An 18,055-nucleotide genomic window follows, 5' to 3' on the forward strand; every position below is an offset into this window, starting at 1 on the left:
ATGTCGGGGCACCAAATGGACTAAAGCAACCACCGTAGTCATCTAGACGCCATAATGGCAATAGGCTACGGTTCTAGCCATACGGACTCCATATTGCGATCCTGTTTTCGTAGGGACACGGACATGATTGATGAGCTTCAAGCCAGTAAATCTTGCTTTTTCTACCGTCAGAAAGTTTCGATCACAGCAGTTGCGATTACCGCCCTGTTCAGAGCAGTTAGGGGCGCTCAAACGTCCCCTTCGAACAACTTTTTCTCCTACATCCGTCAGCCCCAAGGGGCCGCAATCTGGTCTGCGCTGTGCTTCCAGTTCGATAAGACCCCGGCGTTCCTGCCTGGCGCGGACGAGGTGATCGACCGGGTTACAGGGTATCTACTGATTGTCGAACACCGTGGCCACGTAGCTATCTTCAAGTCCCAGATCGACGTCACTCCGGACTTCTCCAAGCGCCATCTTCAGAGCGTCGGCGCCCAAGACGTCGACCGTGGTCTGACCAGCAAGGATTCAGTATTCGCCCGGGTTCGGCTGCGGCATATGACGCTGTCTCGCTTCGCTTTGAGAAGCAAGACACTCGAGGGAGAGAATCTCCAGAACAACGTGGGCATGGCCTCCTCGGCTCGTTTTGCCCCTCTGGGTTACAGCTTCACTGAGGCGGATGAGCACTTCTCAACTACGCCACGAACCGGCCGGATTTCACTTCGAGCGGATCGTGCTGGCTACCAGGAGTTGGTGGATTACGCCTGCACTATTATTGACCGTCTGCATCCTCGACCCGGAAGGCCTTCGTCTTCTCCATTCTTGGCAGCTTTCGCCCGACCGCTCGAGCTATCGGATCTGACTGCTTTGCCTACCCAATTTGCAGTGGACACAGCCATCCTTGGGCAAGCCATCTTTGACGACAAAGTGATTCGTTTGGTCAGGCGTGATGGTGTTGGCTATCGCGAGCTGGCAAAGGCCGAGGTAGACCCGATATTGGCTGAGCTGACGGACGTGTTGGCGGTTGGTAGAACCGCCACTGGCAAGTTGGTGGTCTCCCAGTTCGCCACAGGCGCCGATGTGGGTGAGATAGCCATCAATAAAACACGAATTGCCCTAAAGCGACTGACGCTGCCGATGCTCTCCAATGTCTTTGTTGAGGACACTCAATTCGCTTTAGGCACGGACGAAAATCGTACCCTGCTGAAGCAGTTCATCGATAAGGAGGACACGTTCATCGTCCTGTTCGACCAGCCTCGTTTTGCCTACTTGGACGGCAGCCTGTACCAGGATGACTCCTTGATCAACGGAGGAACTCAATTCCTTGGCTACTTGTTCGGCAATGCTGAACTTGCAGGTGTCACGGACGAGAAAGGAGCCTTCACGGCTGCGCATCGTACGTTCGATCGAGACTCTACATTCGGCGCAGTATTATCGACGGTTGCTCCAGAAGACGACGTCATGGTGTGCGATGACTTAGGTGAGGAATGGGCTGACTTCATTGGTCTTTGGACAAATCCGACCTCGCCCCGCATCACTTTTTACCACGCGAAGCATGGGCCACTGTCTCTTGGCGCAAGTTCGTTCCACGTGTCTGTCGGCCAGGCGATCAAAAACCTGGGCAACCTCTCGCTTCCCGCTACCGCCATGGGAAAGAAATTTACGCGGTGGGGTCGTGCCTATACCAATAATAAAGTGAGGACTGGTATTTCTCGCACATGCCGAGGAACAGCAGCCCAGTCTCACGCGGCAGTTGAGTTTTGCCGGAACGCTCCACATACAGTCAAACGGGTCGCTATAGTTACCTCATCACTGAGCAGAGCAGCGGTAGAGCAGGAGTTCCGGAACATCCAGGCGGGAAGTACCGCTAACCCTTACTTCGTTCAATTGTACTGGCTGCTCTCTTCCTTCTTTGCCGCTTGCAGCGAGGTTGGTGCTTTTGGGTGCGTGGTCTGCCAGGAATGAATGCCTCAGGATATTCAATCTCTTAGTAAAACGTGCCCAAAGCTGCGCTGGTGATCTCAAGGATTGGTTGAAGCTGACCTGATAAATCGCGTCCCAGCTTGTCGAAACCTGAGAGTGCGATGCCCCGGATTGAGGTCACTGCTTATATGTCCGACTCAGGCGTGGGCAAGTCTAGTGCTGCCCGTTGGTGAGCAATCTGTCAGGGTGACGCGGTCGATTTATAATGCTGAAGGATGCATACGTGTTGTCCAGAAGCTTGCCCAGTGATCCAGAAGTAGGGATAGTCGCGAATTGCCATTAGTGGTAGCGTGAACGGACTTACAGGCACCGCTCCCCTCTCGCCACTCCTGCTGGAGCTCACGCGGTCGTCGTCCGATTTCGAGCAGTAACTCTTGCGATACAGGGATGTCATGGTGCGACTTTCTAGCCCGTCCAACAAAGGTGGGCCTGCGGCAAGGCAAGGCTTCAAGTATCAAGACCACGTAGCCGTTAGCTTCATCTTCAGGATGCTCCGAGATAGCTGTTACTCCCAGGTGGAATGCGAGACAGCGGACGATATAGTCGCTGTGTTCCACCGTTCGGGGGAGCTCATCAACGAGTACATCCAGGTCAAGACCACCGAAGGTGACAATAAATGGAATTGGCAAGAAGTAATCGCGCTCGACGGTATCAAGGCTGATTCTTCGCTACTGCACAAATCACTGAAATGCGACGTGCGCCCAGGCCTTGCCCACTTCCGAATCGTGACCAAGCGCGACGTCGCGAAAATACTTGAAGGCTTCAAAGCAGAGCTGGATAAGCGGGTTCTTCCTGACACCACCACGATCCGAGGCAAGGCACTGCTAAAGGCATTCAAGACGTTCGCCTCCCCGCAAAAACGAGATTTCTCCTACTGGGCGAAAAATTGCGTCTGGCAGGTATACGGTGATGTTGAGGCGCTTGAAGCGGTCAATGTCAAGGCTCTGTCCCAGCTCGCGGAAGGTCTTGGAAACCGGCCCAACTTCACCCAGCTGCAGGCAATTTACGACGAATTCCTGGAGATGGCCGACAAGGCTGCCACGGCCAACGTGAAGACAGCTGCTGCATCAAAAATCATTCTCCGGGAGCCTGCGCTGGCTCACTTGAAGAAGCTTTTGGACGAGGCTGATGACAAGTCAACAGCCACCTCCAAACCTTACAAGAAGCGCCCGGATCCGTTCTTGGTCGAATTTCACGCGAGCACCGAAGAGGGTCTGCTGCATTCATTTTCTGGCTTTGACGTGAAGTATTCGCTGAAAAAATGGCGCCACGAGAACTTTGCGAGACATCTCATAGAATGGCTGCCCGAGTTTTCCCTCAAGGCGAGCGAGATCGTCAACATACTCGCCCACAACGCCGAAGCGATCCTGGCCCGATCAATCAGTGCCTTCAGCGACACTGAGCTCCCGCGCGACAGGCTCATCGCGGAACTTATTCTCCATGCCATCCTGCGCAGCCGCCAAAACAGCGAGCCCGTTGCGTGCAAAGTTTTCTACAAATCCGCCGGCAAGCTTTCGGAGTTTGGTAACGCTCATATCGTTCAAATACCTGGTCAGGATGATCAGTTATGGCTAGGTCTTGCTCGCCTGATCGAACCAAAAGACATGGATGCGACGCTGGAGCAAATCTGCGAAGTCCTTGACGAAACGATCTCAGAAACTGTGCTGTCGGCAGAACGCGAAATCATCATCTCTCTGCGCGAACCCTTACACCACCAGCCAAAAGCAGATGCCTTCAACCAGGCTCTGCATCGCAATTCGCCGGTCGATGACATGCTGAATGTCCTCTGCTTCCCCATCCTGTTGACCTATGACAGTGAAGCGCTCTCGTCAGGTTGGCTCGCTGATTACATAAACAGCCTCAAGACAGAGATCGAGACCCACTTCAGCACGTTTACCACGCAACTGCCGGAGAACATCAAACAGGTGAAGGTGATGGTCTTTCTGGTGCCAATGGAAAGCATTGAACTGCTGACCAAGGCTTTCAACGCTCGCTGCGAAAGGCTGGAAGAGTTACAGGCATGAACTGATACCTGCTCTTCGGTTTGCACAGCAGAAGGTACTAGAGAGTGAGGGTATCCCGTGCGGGTCACCCGGCCTCGGAGATCTCAAGGAATGATGCGGTAATGAATTACGAAACGATCAAGAACAAGCTGGCGAAACTCGGTGATGAGGGTGCATCGACGATCGATGTGCTGCTGGCCATCAACACCGTCGTCAACAGAAGCAACTCTGAGTGGGAAGGCCGCGACCTAGTGATCCGAGCACTCGACAAATTCAAGCTTTTCGACGCAGTCGAACAGTCGTTGCTGCTCAACATGGTACGCGCCGTCGGACTATTCCCCTACATCACGCCCCACCTCAGCACCATGGCGCTTTCTGACCGCTTGGCTTACGAGGCTCACAGGGTTGAAGGTGTAGAACAGGGTATGGTGTTTCATCATCTGCAGGCCCACGTTTTCAGCTTGATCATGCAAGGCCGAAACGTGGTGCTCAGCGCTTCTACAAGCGTCGGAAAGAGCCTCGTAATCGACGCTGTACTGGCACAGCGACTATTCAAAAAGGTAGTCGTGATCGTTCCGACCATTGCGCTGATCGACGAAACCCGTCGTCGCTTGGTCAAGCGCTTCAAGGACTTCAACCTGATCACGCATCCCAGCCAAGAAACAGTGCCTGACACAACCAACGTCTACCTCCTCACACAGGAGCGAGTTATCCAGCGTCCTGACCTTGCTGATGTGGAGTTCTTCGTTCTGGATGAATTCTACAAAATCGACCTGGCGAACGACACGGACGAAAGCACCCGAGCCATTGATCTGAGCTTGGCCTTCCACAAGCTCGCCAAGACTGGTGCTCAGTTCTACATGCTCGGGCCGCACATCCAGAAAATCTCTGGCTTGGATGGTTACGAGTACCACTTCATCCCGTCCGACTACAGCACCGTAGCGGTCGACATCCAGAATTTCAATTTGGGTATGCGCTCGGAGGAACGCAAGGAAAAACTGCTGGAGCTGGTCACGACTCTGGACTCCCCTACCTTGATTTACTGTCAGGCACCACCTAGTGCCAACAGAGTCGCAGAGCATTTGATCCAGGAAGCTGGACTGACCCCAGTGCCGGAGTTACAGGAAATCGCCGCCTGGATCTCCAAGCATTACCACCCAGAATGGAACGTTGCCAAGGCGATCTCACTGGGCATTGGGATTCACCATGGTGGAGTACCCCGCGCACTGCAACAGTACATCGTCAAGCTATTCAACGAGGGAATCATCAAGCGAATCATCTGTACCTCAACGATGATAGAAGGCGTCAACACGTCGGCAGAGAATGTGATCATCTATGACCGCCGACTGAACATCTCGACGTTCGACTACTTCACCTATAAGAACATTTCCGGTCGCGCTGGACGCATGAACAAGTACTTCATTGGCAAGGTATTCATGCTCGAAGCGCCGCCCCTTGAGCAAGGCCTCACAGTCGAATACCCCATCGGCCATCAAGACGAGAGCTCACCGATGGGGCTGCTGATGCAACTGGAAAACGAGTACCTGACGGACATCTCGCGGGGGCGACTCCAGGAAGCGTATGCCAACCCTATTCTGTCACCGGCAACCCTGATCGAAAACCGGCACATTTCTATTGAACGGCAAGTCGAGGTGGCCGAAACCATCATCCGAGACCTGCCCGACAGCCGAAAATTGCTGGGCTGGAAAGGTATTCCTGAGCCCTACCAGCTCAACTACCTGTGTGACCTAGTTTATAGCCTTGAAGGCAATAACCTGATGGACTACTTGATATCGTCCAGTTCGCAGCTGGCCTGGCACATCAATGAACTCCGAAACCAGAAAAACCTGCCCGCTTACCTAAAAGACGCGGTGGCCAATCGGCGCAGCGATGACACCGCGAGCGAAGCCATAAACCTGCGCCTGAAATTTATCAGGAACATGGTGTGCTTCCGATTGCCTCGGGACATCATGGCGGTCAATAAGATTCAAGCCGACGTGTTGGGCAAAAAAGGGATCGAACCGGGTGATTTCAGCTTCTTTGCTGAGCAGCTTGAAAACATGTTCCTCGACCCTCTACTCACTGCCCTAGACGAATACGGGATCCCCACTCAGATCTCGACGCAGATCAAAAGCCTGATCCTACCGTCGGAACACCTGAACGACTTGCTGGCGAAACTCCGGGCATTGGCTCCACGAGTGGAGCGCCTTCAGCTGACCGGCTTTGAAAAGAACTTGATGAGTTGGGCGGTTGCCGAAATGTAGTGGCAGTCCGCGCTGCGTGCTGAACCAACTGCACGGTGAGAGATTCGATTTTTAGCATCGTGCCGGATAACAACTGTGAGGGACGACAATGCCCAACCCACTGGTCATCAAAGGTCAGCATTTTTCATCTCAGATTGAAGCGGAGCGCTTCTTTTATGGTCTGCGCGACAGGAACCTCGCGAGTGGTGGAGATATCATGGGCTCCGCCGAATTCGATCTGCTTGAAGACCTGTACATTAGGTATTGTGAAGCCACTAACTGGAAAATTCCGGGCAATCCTGTAGCTTTTTACGCTCGCAACATCATTCGTGAAAGCGGCCCAAAGGGTGGCACAACGCAGGGAGTCGTCGCCAAATTCAGTGATGGCAGCGAACAGGAGTTTTCCGTTAAAAAAGCAGTCAAGGTGGTGGCAGCTTCATCATGATCTGCTGAGCACTCAGCAGTATTGATGCTTCGCCGACCACGACAAAAAACAAAGCCCCGGAGGTTCGCGGCTCCAGGGCTTCTATTTTCTGCTCCATCCTGGCCAAGACACAACTTGAGTCGTTTTGATATTTCACTACGACTTTGGATAGCGTCAGTGAGAGTTTTGGCCTAGCCACTGAAGATTAAATGCGTCCGCGACGCGCCCGAGATGGGTGGCCTCCACCAGTTTCCTGCTCTACATGAAACAAAATTTTAGCCGGGCCTCACTGGCCCGAAGGAGCGAACATGACGCTCCTTGGAGACCAATTACGCAAACTTTATGGCGCTGCCCTGGATATCGTCACGCGCCACTCGCAAATCAAGGGCGTCTTGGTTGAGCCGGTGAATCATGTTGAGCAATCGTTGACGGAGCACGTCGTCTAGGAGCTGCTCTGCTGCACGCATCACATCAAGCGCCGCGGCCTCATTATTTGTTGCTACGGAGTCGAGCAGCTTGCGCATGCTTCTTGATGGCCGATTCATCTTCACACCCTAGATTTCAGTGATGCGAATCATATGGCTGGAATATTTCATACGTGTTTCATCACGACAAATTCAGGTCTGCTCCGTTCTGCCTTTTCCCAAAGTTCGCCCCAAATACTGGGTGCCGCTTTCTCTAAGGCTAAGAATTACAAATCTGATAAACGAGCCCAAGAAGGCTTGAAATAGCAAAATGCATGGCATCCCTGGTCAAAAATAGCGCCCTGCCCACCTCTCCAATCCAGGTTCTCTATGAAGTTGGTAATGCCATCGTTATGCCAAAATCAAAGAATGCCTCTTCTTACCATAGCTACCACCTCCGATATGCCCCGAGCTGATCGAGTCTGAACCCCAACGATCAACCGTGCTCTCCTTGCAAATTTCGGGGCAGACAGTCCAATTACGCTGAACAACTGACATCCGTCGGGGTCATAGCGATGTGGACAAATGTGAAGGAAGATGATTGACTCACTCAACGGGATCTCTATAATCCCGTAGGCTTTTTCAAGGTGTTTCCCCTGAGACGCCTTTGGCACGCCCGAATCACGCACCAAGACGTGGCAATGGGCTACAACGCAGAGACAGGAAAAGGAGTTGGATGCGATGACGACTGATCGTCTGTTTGACAAGATCCGCAATAGAGTTGGCGAGACCCCAGAGCTGCGTGAAAGTGCGGCCCGCGCGCGTATGAGCGCCCTCAATGAGAAGCTGGAGCGTCAGCTCGCCTCTCAAGCCATGACTCCGGAAGTGCTGGCAAAAGCCTGTAGCCTCTGATCTTTCCTGTTCCATAAAAAGCAGCCTCAGCGGCTGCTTTTTTTTGCGCGATCAAAATGACTCCATACCTCGTTTCCAGTTTTCAGAAGGCCACACTCAGCGCCTTGATACGCGAGTGCTTCGGCTACGACTTCGCTGACATTTTCCTGAAAGATCAGGTCACGTACCTGTTCAATTACCTCCAGGAGCGAGACTGCGTCTCCATGCTGCTGGAGCCTGAGTACATCGATCGCGAGTTCCTGGAAGACTATTCCCGTTACTACGTAAAGCGCTTCGGTAACGACAGCTATGAGTGCGGCCGCATCCACTTCTTCAGCCACGGCATTGACCACGAGCACTTGGATCTGCTGCTCCAAGGGGAGCCGAAGGATGGGCTGACCCCAGAGAAGCTGCAGCAACACTACCTGGGGTTTATGGTGGTCAAACCGTTAAGCCGAACTTTTGTAGGCAAAACGTGCCTGCAACTCACAGGCGACAAGGGTGTGGGTGACGGCACCAAAAAGAAAATCGCCAAGCGTTACGACGTGAACCTTTTCGGTATCAAGCTGCATGTCGACTCGATCGCTTTCCAGGAACAAGACAAGGTCGTGGCCGCGTGTGCGACCACCGCCATTTGGACGGCACTCCATGCGCTCCCTTGGCGGGACGTTAAACACGTTCCCTCCTGCAGTGAAATCACCATCAATGCCCTGAATTTCGTCGACGGCTCGAACAACGGCTTCCCCAACAAAGAGCTCACCAACAAGCAGATTCAGCGCTCCTTGGACGTTGAAGGCCTTCGCTACCACTCGACGCTGCTTCTGGAGCAAACCCTAGAATGGTTCCGGGCCTGCGTGACCTCCTATATCGACAGCGATCTACCCTTGGTGCTGGTAGGTGAAGTGTACTCGGTCGTGTCGCCTGCCCAGACTGAGGCCCAAATGGAGGAACAGACTGACGATGCGGTGCTCACCCTTAAGAGGGTGGGCGGTCACGCGGTCACTGTGCTCGGGTACGATTTCAGGGTCGGCTCGAACCTTCTCTACATTCACGACGATCGGTTGGGGCCTTATGCCCGAGTTGACCTGATAGAACTGAACAACTACGAAACGCTAGGAGAACTACCCAAGCGCCGGACAGGCTGGGCATTAGCATTTCGCCGTACCCCTGACCTAGGCAAGACATGGTTAGATGCCCACGAAATTCTCATCCCAGACGCTTGCATCGTGCCCGCAGAGAAGAAGGCTCGTCTGCCCTTTCAATACGCGCACGGCACAGCTGAAGCGATCGCTGAACAGATTGGTCTTTGGACGGAGCCACTACTGGCCTCTACAGAGAGCCGGCTTGAGCCAGGCCCCTTGAGGTTCAACATCAAGCTGTCCTCGATTGCTGAGGTCAGAGAGCATGTGCGCAAGCACACGCTGGAATACTCGGGTGGTGAAACGCTACAAGTCGAAGTCGATGAAGTGGTTTCCTTTACCGCAACAGAGCTGGAAAGGTGGAAGGAGGATCGCATCCGCATCCTGACCAGTCCCATGGCCAGACTGCAGTGGGAAATCGACTTCTTCTGGGGCAACAAAGAAATTTTCAAGGTGCTTCTGGACGCAACAGACATTCCCTTGGGCAATGCGGTGTCTGGCGTGTATGCAAGCGACCCCCTGTATTCTGAGTTGTTCTTCGGTCTGTTCCGTAAAGCAGAGAACAGCGGTGCCGAGACTGATACAACACATTTCTATGGATCGTTTCGCAAGGCGCTTGAGCTGCGCGAACTCGACTATGTCAGCCACCTCAATCAGGCGTACGGCGCACTCCGCGCGCCACTTAAGCTTGAACCCAGTGAGGTTGATGCGTCGGGCAAGGGTTTGAATGAAACCCTGAAGCATTACTTCGATCCTCAAGAGACGACGCTGGCAGACGTCTTCCCCGGAATTGTCTCAGATCCAGTTATGAAGAACCTGATCTGGGCCATTGGCCGCGATGGCAGCCTGTTCCTTGCGGTGGATATCTCGGAACCGAAGCTGGGCCACCCCAGCATGACTGGCCTCCAGGCAGCTCGGATCGCGGGCGAAATCTGGTGGACAGAAGAAAATGGAAAGGCCATCTGGCATGTCAACTACTCGTCAGGTCGGTACAGCCGTGACTACGCGACACCTGACAAGTACTTGAAAAACGCTGCGCGGAAAATCGCCTCGTTCTTCGAGGACAAAATTGATTTCGTGGCGAAAGGGCTTAGCCGCCCTCCCCTAGTTGAAGAAAGGCTGAGACGGGAGAAGGAAGAACGGGAGGGGAGTGAGTTGGCTCACGGCTAATCACTTCGGTGGGTCGGCCTCAGTCGGCCGACTCCCTCTTCAGGGCGAAAAGCGAATCTCCCAGAAAATAGCGTAGTAGTTGCATCCCCTAGATACCTGGCTACTCATTGAGTCATGCCCCCGCCGTTTGCCATTTCTCGACATACCCAAGAAACTCTCCATGTGGCCTACGAGCGGTACGCCAACTGTTGATGTCAGCAAGCTTGTCTCTCGTCTTAGCTGTCGTGACCACGAGCCGCCTCTTGGCGCGAGAGATGCCCACGAAGAATGTACAGCGGACTTCATGAGTGTCGTTGCCCCAATATGCCTCCTGCTCCACACCTAGCAAGATGACCGAATCAAACTCAAGCCCTTTGCTCTTGTGGACGGTCAAGATCCGGATCGACTGATCATCAGACAGTTGAGAAAGGGCCTTGATCAAGTCGGGCTCCTGCTCCAGTGCCGCATCGATGTGTTTCTTAAGATCGCGGATGATTTCCTTCAAGCGATCACGAGACTCGTAATCATGGGAGAGCCCCGTCAGCAGGCTCACTCCCACCATGGACAGGAACTCTTTCAGCAAACTCCACCTCTGCGCATAGCTCTTGGCGGCAAGATCCTCGGCGGCAGATTTGCGCGCCGCCTTGATGAACCTGTTCCAATCGCTTCGAACGGCGCCACCACGCTCGTCATCATCTGCAGGAATGATCCGCCGCAACAACCTTGTCCAGGCTTTCGGCTCACGCGAACCATAAAGGCATAGAAGAAAGTCCACGACCACCAAGGCAATTGGCTCAGTGGTGATGTCCTGCATCTGATTTTCGTTGCGGTGCGCGATGCCCAGCACATCGAGGGCAGATGTCAAACGGGCGGTATAGGCTTCAGGGTAGCTTCTGACCAACACGGCAATTTCGGAAGGGGCAACGCCTTCGACATTGATCCAAGTATTTATTTGATCTGCAAGGCTGAAGGCCTCGTCTGTGCAATTGTTGAATGCCTGAGGCAGGATTTCGCCGCCCTCCCCGCCCAAGAGTTCGTTGGACATTTCAGAACCAGGATCTAGGACTCTTATGAGCTCGTTCTGCAGCCTGAGAAGCTGGGGTTGCGAGCGAAAGTTGCGGTAGATGTTGAGGTGAGCTGCTGCAAAATCTGCTTCAAACTTTCCGAATACGCCATCGAGCGCGCCGGCCCACCCCATGATTTTCTGCTTCACATCACCAACGGCAGTAACGCGGCGTGCCGTACCAACAAAGATTTTGCTGACCAGCGCGTACTGCTCGTTCGTACAATCCTGGAACTCATCGAGGAACACGTCACTGTAGGTCTGCCTGATGGCTGTCACCGCCATCGGATAGGTGTCCAGTATTTTGAGGGCCAACGGGATGAGTAGGCCGAATTCAGTCTGTACAGGGTGTGCCTTCCCCTTATTCACTACCCGAAAGCCAGCATCCAAGGCATCATCGCCGGTGAGAACAGGGCGAAATCTCTCGATAATCCGCTTGGCGAAGCCATGGAATGTGTAGCTGTCGAAGCGGCTGGCGTATTCGAGCCCGCATCGCCGCCAAACCCGCTCTTTGAGGTTATTGCTCGCATCCACTTTGAAAGCGATTGCCAAAATCCTCTTCGGATAACGACAGGCCCCCGTGGTCAGCAAGAAGTCAGCCCGCTGGGCAAGCAGCTCAGACTTGCCGGCGCCTGGGCCGGCTGTCAACGCCACGCACCGATCGGTCTCCCTAACTGCCGCCTCCGCATTAGGTTCTAAAACAATACCTTCGGACGGCGTCCAATCATCGGGCAAAATCATTCCGACAGACCCGCAACTCTGGCGATCACAAAATCTGCCAAACGCTTCAGTGACGCAGGCATAGCTGCCGCCAGTTCCTCATCTGTAAGCTTGGAAAGCGCTTCGATATGCGACTTGGGCTTGCTGTCGAGCTTGAAGAGCTTGTGGTAGGCGACGAAGTGCTTGCGCTCCTTCAATGAGTATTGAAAACGGTCGTGATGGCTATCGCCAAGCACAGACCTGGTTTGGGCCTGCTTCGGAACAACCAAGCCTTCAGGAGCCAAACCGTAGGCGTGCGGATATGCCTTGAGCATCGAAAAATCCAGATCCATTGGCGCTGAAAAAAATACGCCCATAGGCTCCAGATTGGCTATGCAGGATTTATATTTGGGATTTTTCTCAACCTCTAAGATTCCATGGGTGGGATCATTCCATACGGGCAAGTTCTTGAGTTCATCATCTGTCAGATATAGATCACTTGGACGATGCTTCTTCATCTCCGTCGCGACGTACTTGATCCGGCCCCATCCCCCACCGAAACGCGCTACGTCCAGATCCAGAAGCGTGACATAAGGGATTTTCAGGCCGCTCAAAAGCCTCCAGAAGTGGTTGATGTGACGCCCTCCCAGAGGAGCGATGGTGATAGCCGCTTCGTCGACCAGTAACCCCCTGGCAGCCAACAGTCGTGGCAGCACAATCTCCTCGCTGTCCCCCTCGCCCAAGATCACCAGGCGTGAGAAATAAACCTCCGGATAAGCCTGAACGGCCTCCCTCACGAACTTGTATGCCTCGCCCTTCGTATTGGGTGGCATCTCAATTGTCGTCACCACCGTGCAGCGGGATTCGTCCAACCTCAGATACCTGATGGCAGAAGGGTCAATGCGTCGGAGCATCGAAGGCGCATGAGTCGCAATGAGCGCCTGAGAGTCGGCAAATTTGGAATCGCCTACAAGCGCTTTGAGAGACGATACGATTCGACCCAGGTAGTGGGGCGACAGGCTGTTCTCCGGCTCTTCCAATGCAACGATGGTGAAGACCGCAGGCCGAAGTTTCTCGGCGTCAAAGGAATCATCATCGCCATTGAGTACCGCTCTCCCAACAGCCTGTGAAGACAGAACCAGCGAGAGGTAAAGCATCGATTTCTGACCATCACTGAGCCTTGAGAAATCAACCAACTGCTCGCCATGGCCTGGGGAAAAGGACACTGAAAGATGGCGCAGCAGCGACTCGATTTCGTTGGCCATGAATGTCACGCTGGGTTGCGTGAAAAACTGGCCCTTGTGAAGCTCCTTCCAAGTCTTGGACAGACCTGCGCTGAGGCTGAGCACTGATTCGTTCTCAGTCAGGCTTTGGGAAATATCCGTGGTGAGTTGCTGGATAGTCTCGCGCTGCTCTGACCAGTTCACCGCCCTTAGCAAACGGCCCAGCAAAGCATTCGCACCGTATGCGATGTGATCGGCCGGATCACGACGTGCTGGAAGGTAGTGAACCTGGATGAAGTTTCGTTCATCCCTGGGCACCGGGGAGGTCTCAACCGGATCGTCATTTTCATCTACGTCCAGGACGTAAACGAGGCTTTGCTCAATCTCATCATCAATGCCAATCGACGCGTCCAGGCGGTACCTCACGCGGGGTACACCATCCGCAACATCTAGCCGCATATGCCCAAAGTGAGTGGGAATCGTCGGATGCTCATTCTCGTCGTCACTGAGCTCAGGAAACGTAAACTCAGCCTCAATCCACAGTATCCGCTGGTCTGGAACCTCAGTTTCATCATGTGGAACAGAGAAATCCGACTTACGTAATCGCCGTTGATTAGGGTCAAACGAAAAGAGGCGGCAAAGCGCCTGGAGGGTTGCGGTCTTGCCGGAACCGTTGGGCCCGATCAGAAACGTGAGGTCAGACAGATCAACAGTGATTGGCTCTGCACCAAATGACTGAAAACCACAGATACGAACGAACTGGAGCTTCAAAACAGAATCCTTTCCACGTGGGGCAATCCGCACTGAGAATATACGGATTCATCGTAAGCAGGCGCGAATTTTACTTTGGGATACGACGAGCAGTTGCTCGTAAGGTTAAGACGGTTTGATCGATGAGCCGAGGCCATTGGCCCGAATAAGCGACCTCTCCATTTACGTCACCCCGCAGCTTAGCTATGGGCATGCATTGACTCGTACACAGAATGATTTGAACACAACCAACCCTCCCACCTCCCGCGAAGTCTCTGCCCTCACGCAGAGAATCATTGCGCCCTGTCATAAATTGTCTCAGCTCAGTCCTGCATAATTCTTGAAATCATGGAGTCATACCGGTACTCCTAAAGCACCAGTTTCAGCAGGGAAAGCACCATGCATTCAAGATTCAGGGTCATCGAAACAACCAGAATGGATGATGGCATCAAGCAATATCGGGTTGTAGATCTCGTCGAGGGAGGCTCTGCTAGCAAGCACGGTGTGTTCAAGGCCAGGGTCGAGGCAGAGGCTGTCTGTTCGCTCCTAAATGCCGAGCATCCACGTCAGAGTGGTTTAAGTCGTGCTTCCGCGAGCTCCTGATCCACTCGTTTCGGAAACCGGGCGCCTGATGACTATGCGGGAGTGAATGCCTATAGCGCAGCCACGGATTCCCGTTCCGAAAGGACACTTTGAAGCCGCTCAAGGTTAAGCCGCCGACACTCTCCCTCGGCTTCTTCTCGGGTCTGATAGGTAGTCTTCAGCCGAAGCTTCTCCTCATTGTCATAGAGGTTGAAGCCTATAGGTGCAGTCTGACAGTAGAAGCGCGATCCGTTACGCATTGATCCCGTTTCCGTTGGGATTGCAGGGACAACCACAAATCTCGACATCATTTTCACACCCTCTCCTAGCACCTCCTCACTATTAGCGGCTATGAGCCACTACAGCAAGCAGTCATCAACAGTTTCCGATGACAAGCACAAGCGGCCCAGGAACGGTTCGCAACATCGCAAAAAGCTGATGTGATGTGCTCTGCCCTACTGGAAAGATCCTCAAGTCCTAAAAATTCTCGTGCTGCTACGCTGATCTCTTCCACGGAGGATTCGCGATGCCAAACTCAGACCTGCTCCCTTCCCCGCTATCCAAGATCAATCAAAACCAACTCGCCCCTGAGGCCGCCATCATGGAGCTCACAAATTGGGCTGAGCAACGCGGATCGGGAGACGTCGCCGAGAACGTGCGCGGTGCACTGGAAACTATCAGTAAGAACGAAGAGTTTATCAACATCAGTCTAGCGGTATTCATGACACCGGAGTGATCTGCCCATAGGTCGCTAACTGGCGAGGCATGCGGTCAGCGCAGTCGAATATCGACACCTTGAGGCCGATCTTCAGTATCCACAGCAATCCAACCAGTATCCCCCGCATCGCCTGCACTACCGACCATAAGCTGTAGCAATCCAAGTCCACTGATCTCTCGGAATAAACCTATGCTCAAAAAGCCGCCATTTCACTCACGGATTAAGATTGGCAAGGCAACCGGAAAACTACTATTTCCGCATTTATATCCCGACTATCGTTTCGTTGCTACGACCTCTAGATTTGAGGCCGATTACGTACGGGTTGCTGATCCAAATGAACTGAAAGCGCTAGTTCGAGCTGGCTTCGGAGCTCGCATGTCCAATCCTACTGTAGGAAACGCACCGTCATACATTTCACATCGCAACTTGGTTTTCGATGAGCCCTGCGGATCAACGAATGAGATCGTGACTTTCTTGAAGTATTTTGACGAGCGCGACGCTCTGGATCAACGGGCGGTCTGCAATCGGCGTGTGGAGCAGGTTTTCCTTCGCACCTACTTACTCAACGGTGCCAACACGGGATGCTGTGCACTCTGTGGAAAGTTACTCCCTAAGGAGATACTCATAGCAGCACATATCAAACCCAGGAGTAAGTGCAGTAAACCAGAACGACTGGATTTTGAAAATGTTGCCACACTCATGTGTTCACTTGGTTGTGACAGCTTATTTGAGTATGGTTTTGTGTATGTGGTGACAGGGGAAATAGTAAGAAATCCGCGCAGGAAGCCCGTACCACATATGGAGCAAGCATTAGATCAGCTCGTGGGCAGAAGGGTCACAAAATGGTCTGGAAGCTCTATTTATTACCAATACCACGCCAAAGCATTTGGTTGGAGCGAAACACCTTAAACCATCGTCGTCTAGATCTGCGTTGGTCAGTCAATTCGCGATTACGCTCATATTTCTTCCGCTGGCTTTGGCGACATAGAGTGCCTTGTCAGCGGTGCCGATCAAGTCGTCGGGCGACTCTTGCGACGTGGGGCGGCAGGCGCTGACGCCAAGGCTGACCGTGACAGTACCTTCGGTGTTCTCATTGTGCAGAATTCCAGCTTGCTGAACGGCATGTCGAATTTTCTCTGCCACCAGAAATGCCCCTACATAGTCAGTGCCGGGCAATACCACGGCAAACTCCTCACCGCCATAACGCGCCGCAAGATCACCGGGCCGTTTGATGTTCTCCCGTATAATCGCGCTGATGGTGCGTAGACACTCATCCCCGGTCAAATGGCCGTACTGATCATTGAAGCGCTTGAAGTGATCGACATCGATTATCAGAGTGGTTGGGAGCGCGAGCGGCTTGAGCACTTGCTTACAGAGCTTTGATGCGGCTGCGGAATCCAGCACAGATCAAAATCGACCTTTAATCGAACGCCTCCCGACACGATGGGTCTGCTCCTGTATTACCTCTCGGGAATACATCCAATGTCCGCGCAACACAGCCTTGTCATACTCGCTCGGGGCGGATATGCCGCTCGAGGCGTTCTTTATCTGATCATTGGGATCTTCGCTCTGCTGGCGGCACTAGATTCGACAAAATCGAAGGATAGTCACAGGAGCCTGGAGGCACTGTTAAGCCAGCCATTCGGTTATGTTCTAGTCGGGCTAGTGGTGGCTGGTCTGCTCGCCTTCGCCGCTTGGCGCGTTTTGCAGGCAACGCGTGACGTTGATCATCACGGTAAAAAATTCAAGGGATGGGTGATTCGTGCAAGCTTGTTGGCGGGAGGGGTAGTCAACGGCGCGCTGGCGTTTTTTGCGTTGGGCCTACTGATCAGCGGCCTCAAAAGCTCCGGCAATTCCGGAGGTGGGCAAACCAAGGATTTACTGGCGCATCTTTTATCTTGGGAGCACTCAAATTTATTGGTGTACCTCGTCGCCCTCATCCCAATGGGAGTAGGCATTGCTCACATCATCAAGGGATGGAAGGCCTCGTTCGAGAAATACTTTGAAGCCGACGAAGACGTCATGCGGTATGTACGTCCCGTCTCTCGGTTCGGTCTTATAGCCCGTGGAGTCGTCTTTATTGAGATCGCCCTACTGCTGATAATCAGCGGCTCGAATTACAAAGCCATGAATCCACCGGGCATGAAGGAAGCCCTCGATGCTCTCCAGAATCTGCCGGCCGGAGGTTTGATTTTGATAGTGATGGCCTTGGGGCTGATCGCTTTTTCGGTTTATAGCTTTTCCGAAGCCTTTTGGCGCAAGATAAACATGGATGTGCCTGGGGTATCGGGAGCATAGGGACGCAGTGGCTACCGGACGGAACACCCTAGCATCTGCAATTTGACACGTGAGTCGTGTTGGAAGTAATTAAAGTGTCGCTCCCTCTTTTCGAATCCCAAGGCCAGTGGCTGCCCCCGCAGTCCAAAAAGCTTGGAATTCCACTAACCAGTCACTCCCAGTCAATAACTGGGTACTTCGTTCCTGATAGGAGTAACAAATTGCTGAGTCGCCCCGACAAAAATGCGCTTCGTGCGATGCTGGAATCTCAAGTTCAAGAAAAGCTACAGCACGACCCTGACGCGGTAACAACTTATGCGACCAAACCTGAACCAGATCGGAAGCCATACACCAGCAAGCCAACGGTTCAGGACAAGGCATTCCACAAGGAGCTTGATCAGATGCGTGCGGACGCTGAAGCAGGAGTAATTCATAAGCCGAAACGCGAGCCGGAGGACGGAGGCGTCCCTAGCCTTGCGCTGGATGATTATCCGAATTTATAAAACGTACCGCCGAGAGGCTACCAGGCGT

Annotated in this window: 13 protein-coding genes and 1 pseudogene; 10 read left to right on the forward strand and 4 right to left on the reverse strand. The window is 53.3% G+C overall.

From position 1 onward, the window contains the following. Positions 1-123 precede the first annotated feature (123 nt). From ACA059_RS21445 to ACA059_RS21460, 4 genes are all read left to right on the forward strand, one after another. A complete protein-coding gene (locus ACA059_RS21445) occupies positions 124-1,941 on the forward strand; it encodes a hypothetical protein (protein WP_497630895.1) in 1,818 nt (605 codons plus the stop codon). Between the two features lie 410 nt (positions 1,942-2,351). Beyond that, on the forward strand, positions 2,352-3,983 hold the full coding sequence (locus tag ACA059_RS21450; RefSeq protein ID WP_497630896.1) for a HamA C-terminal domain-containing protein: 1,632 nt from the start codon (positions 2,352-2,354) through the stop codon (positions 3,981-3,983). Between the two features lie 101 nt (positions 3,984-4,084). Continuing rightward, positions 4,085-6,226 carry a DEAD/DEAH box helicase gene (locus ACA059_RS21455; RefSeq protein ID WP_497630897.1) on the forward strand — a complete coding sequence of 714 codons (2,142 nt, stop codon included), beginning with the start codon at positions 4,085-4,087 and terminating at the stop codon, positions 6,224-6,226. Positions 6,227-6,314: 88 nt separating this feature from the next. Continuing rightward, a complete protein-coding gene (locus tag ACA059_RS21460; protein WP_497630898.1) occupies positions 6,315-6,650 on the forward strand; it encodes a hypothetical protein in 336 nt (111 codons plus the stop codon). 308 nt (positions 6,651-6,958) lie between these two features. On the opposite strand, the gene ACA059_RS21465 is transcribed toward ACA059_RS21460, so the two are convergent. Next, complete coding sequence (locus ACA059_RS21465) at positions 6,959-7,174, reverse strand: hypothetical protein (protein ID WP_497630899.1); 216 nt, start codon at positions 7,172-7,174, stop codon at positions 6,959-6,961. 600 nt (positions 7,175-7,774) lie between these two features. Between ACA059_RS21465 and ACA059_RS21470 the strand changes: the two genes are divergently transcribed. Together ACA059_RS21470 and ACA059_RS21475 are read left to right on the forward strand one after the other, a co-directional pair. Beyond that, complete coding sequence (locus ACA059_RS21470) at positions 7,775-7,945, forward strand: hypothetical protein (protein ID WP_497630900.1); 171 nt, start codon at positions 7,775-7,777, stop codon at positions 7,943-7,945. A gap of 56 nt (positions 7,946-8,001) precedes the next feature. Next, a complete protein-coding gene (locus ACA059_RS21475) occupies positions 8,002-10,233 on the forward strand; it encodes a hypothetical protein (protein ID WP_497630901.1) in 2,232 nt (743 codons plus the stop codon). Between the two features lie 112 nt (positions 10,234-10,345). Here ACA059_RS21475 and ACA059_RS21480 read toward each other — a convergent pair whose 3' ends face one another. Together ACA059_RS21480 and ACA059_RS21485 are read right to left on the reverse strand one after the other, a co-directional pair. Next, the gene (locus tag ACA059_RS21480; RefSeq protein ID WP_497630902.1) at positions 10,346-12,016 is read right to left on the reverse strand and encodes a UvrD-helicase domain-containing protein; all 1,671 of its coding nucleotides are present in this window, start codon (positions 12,014-12,016) and stop codon (positions 10,346-10,348) included. After that, the gene (locus ACA059_RS21485) at positions 12,013-13,968 is read right to left on the reverse strand and encodes an ATP-dependent nuclease (RefSeq protein WP_497630903.1); all 1,956 of its coding nucleotides are present in this window, start codon (positions 13,966-13,968) and stop codon (positions 12,013-12,015) included. Before ACA059_RS21485 ends, ACA059_RS21480 begins: the two co-directional genes overlap by 4 nt. Positions 13,969-15,055: 1,087 nt before the next feature. Here ACA059_RS21485 and ACA059_RS21490 point away from each other — a divergent pair. After that, positions 15,056-15,265 (forward strand): hypothetical protein, encoded by a 210-nt coding sequence (locus tag ACA059_RS21490; protein WP_497630904.1) that lies wholly within the window; start codon positions 15,056-15,058, stop codon positions 15,263-15,265. Positions 15,266-15,436: 171 nt separating this feature from the next. Continuing rightward, positions 15,437-16,156 carry a hypothetical protein gene (locus tag ACA059_RS21495; protein WP_497630905.1) on the forward strand — a complete coding sequence of 240 codons (720 nt, stop codon included), beginning with the start codon at positions 15,437-15,439 and terminating at the stop codon, positions 16,154-16,156. 30 nt (positions 16,157-16,186) lie between these two features. On the opposite strand, the pseudogene ACA059_RS21500 reads toward ACA059_RS21495, so the two are convergent. Beyond that, positions 16,187-16,582, reverse strand: a pseudogene (locus tag ACA059_RS21500) (GGDEF domain-containing protein); the annotation flags it as partial. Between the two features lie 147 nt (positions 16,583-16,729). Between ACA059_RS21500 and ACA059_RS21505 the strand changes: the two are divergent. Both ACA059_RS21505 and ACA059_RS21510 read left to right on the forward strand, forming a co-directional pair. Then, positions 16,730-17,545: a DUF1206 domain-containing protein gene (locus ACA059_RS21505; RefSeq protein ID WP_497630907.1), complete on the forward strand. Its 816-nt coding sequence runs from the start codon at positions 16,730-16,732 to the stop codon at positions 17,543-17,545. Between the two features lie 200 nt (positions 17,546-17,745). Then, positions 17,746-18,027, forward strand: a complete 282-nt coding sequence (locus tag ACA059_RS21510; RefSeq protein WP_497630908.1) for a hypothetical protein — start codon at positions 17,746-17,748, stop codon at positions 18,025-18,027. Positions 18,028-18,055 lie beyond the last annotated feature (28 nt).

Source organism: Pseudomonas sp. LBUM1647 (assembly GCF_059716175.1).

Bases quoted from the DNA above. Each gene is read 5' to 3' on its own strand.
- ACA059_RS21445 (WP_497630895.1), top strand. From the start codon at position 124: ATGATTGATGAGCTTCAAGCCAGTAAATCTTGCTTTTTCTACCGTCAG.
- ACA059_RS21450 (WP_497630896.1), top strand. From the start codon at position 2,352: ATGGTGCGACTTTCTAGCCCGTCCAACAAAGGTGGGCCTGCGGCAAGG.
- ACA059_RS21455 (WP_497630897.1), top strand. From the start codon at position 4,085: ATGAATTACGAAACGATCAAGAACAAGCTGGCGAAACTCGGTGATGAG.
- ACA059_RS21460 (WP_497630898.1), top strand. From the start codon at position 6,315: ATGCCCAACCCACTGGTCATCAAAGGTCAGCATTTTTCATCTCAGATT.
- ACA059_RS21465 (WP_497630899.1), bottom strand. From the start codon at position 7,174: ATGAATCGGCCATCAAGAAGCATGCGCAAGCTGCTCGACTCCGTAGCA.
- ACA059_RS21470 (WP_497630900.1), top strand. From the start codon at position 7,775: ATGACGACTGATCGTCTGTTTGACAAGATCCGCAATAGAGTTGGCGAG.
- ACA059_RS21475 (WP_497630901.1), top strand. From the start codon at position 8,002: ATGACTCCATACCTCGTTTCCAGTTTTCAGAAGGCCACACTCAGCGCC.
- ACA059_RS21480 (WP_497630902.1), bottom strand. From the start codon at position 12,016: ATGATTTTGCCCGATGATTGGACGCCGTCCGAAGGTATTGTTTTAGAA.
- ACA059_RS21490 (WP_497630904.1), top strand. From the start codon at position 15,056: ATGCCAAACTCAGACCTGCTCCCTTCCCCGCTATCCAAGATCAATCAA.
- ACA059_RS21495 (WP_497630905.1), top strand. From the start codon at position 15,437: ATGCTCAAAAAGCCGCCATTTCACTCACGGATTAAGATTGGCAAGGCA.
- ACA059_RS21505 (WP_497630907.1), top strand. From the start codon at position 16,730: ATGTCCGCGCAACACAGCCTTGTCATACTCGCTCGGGGCGGATATGCC.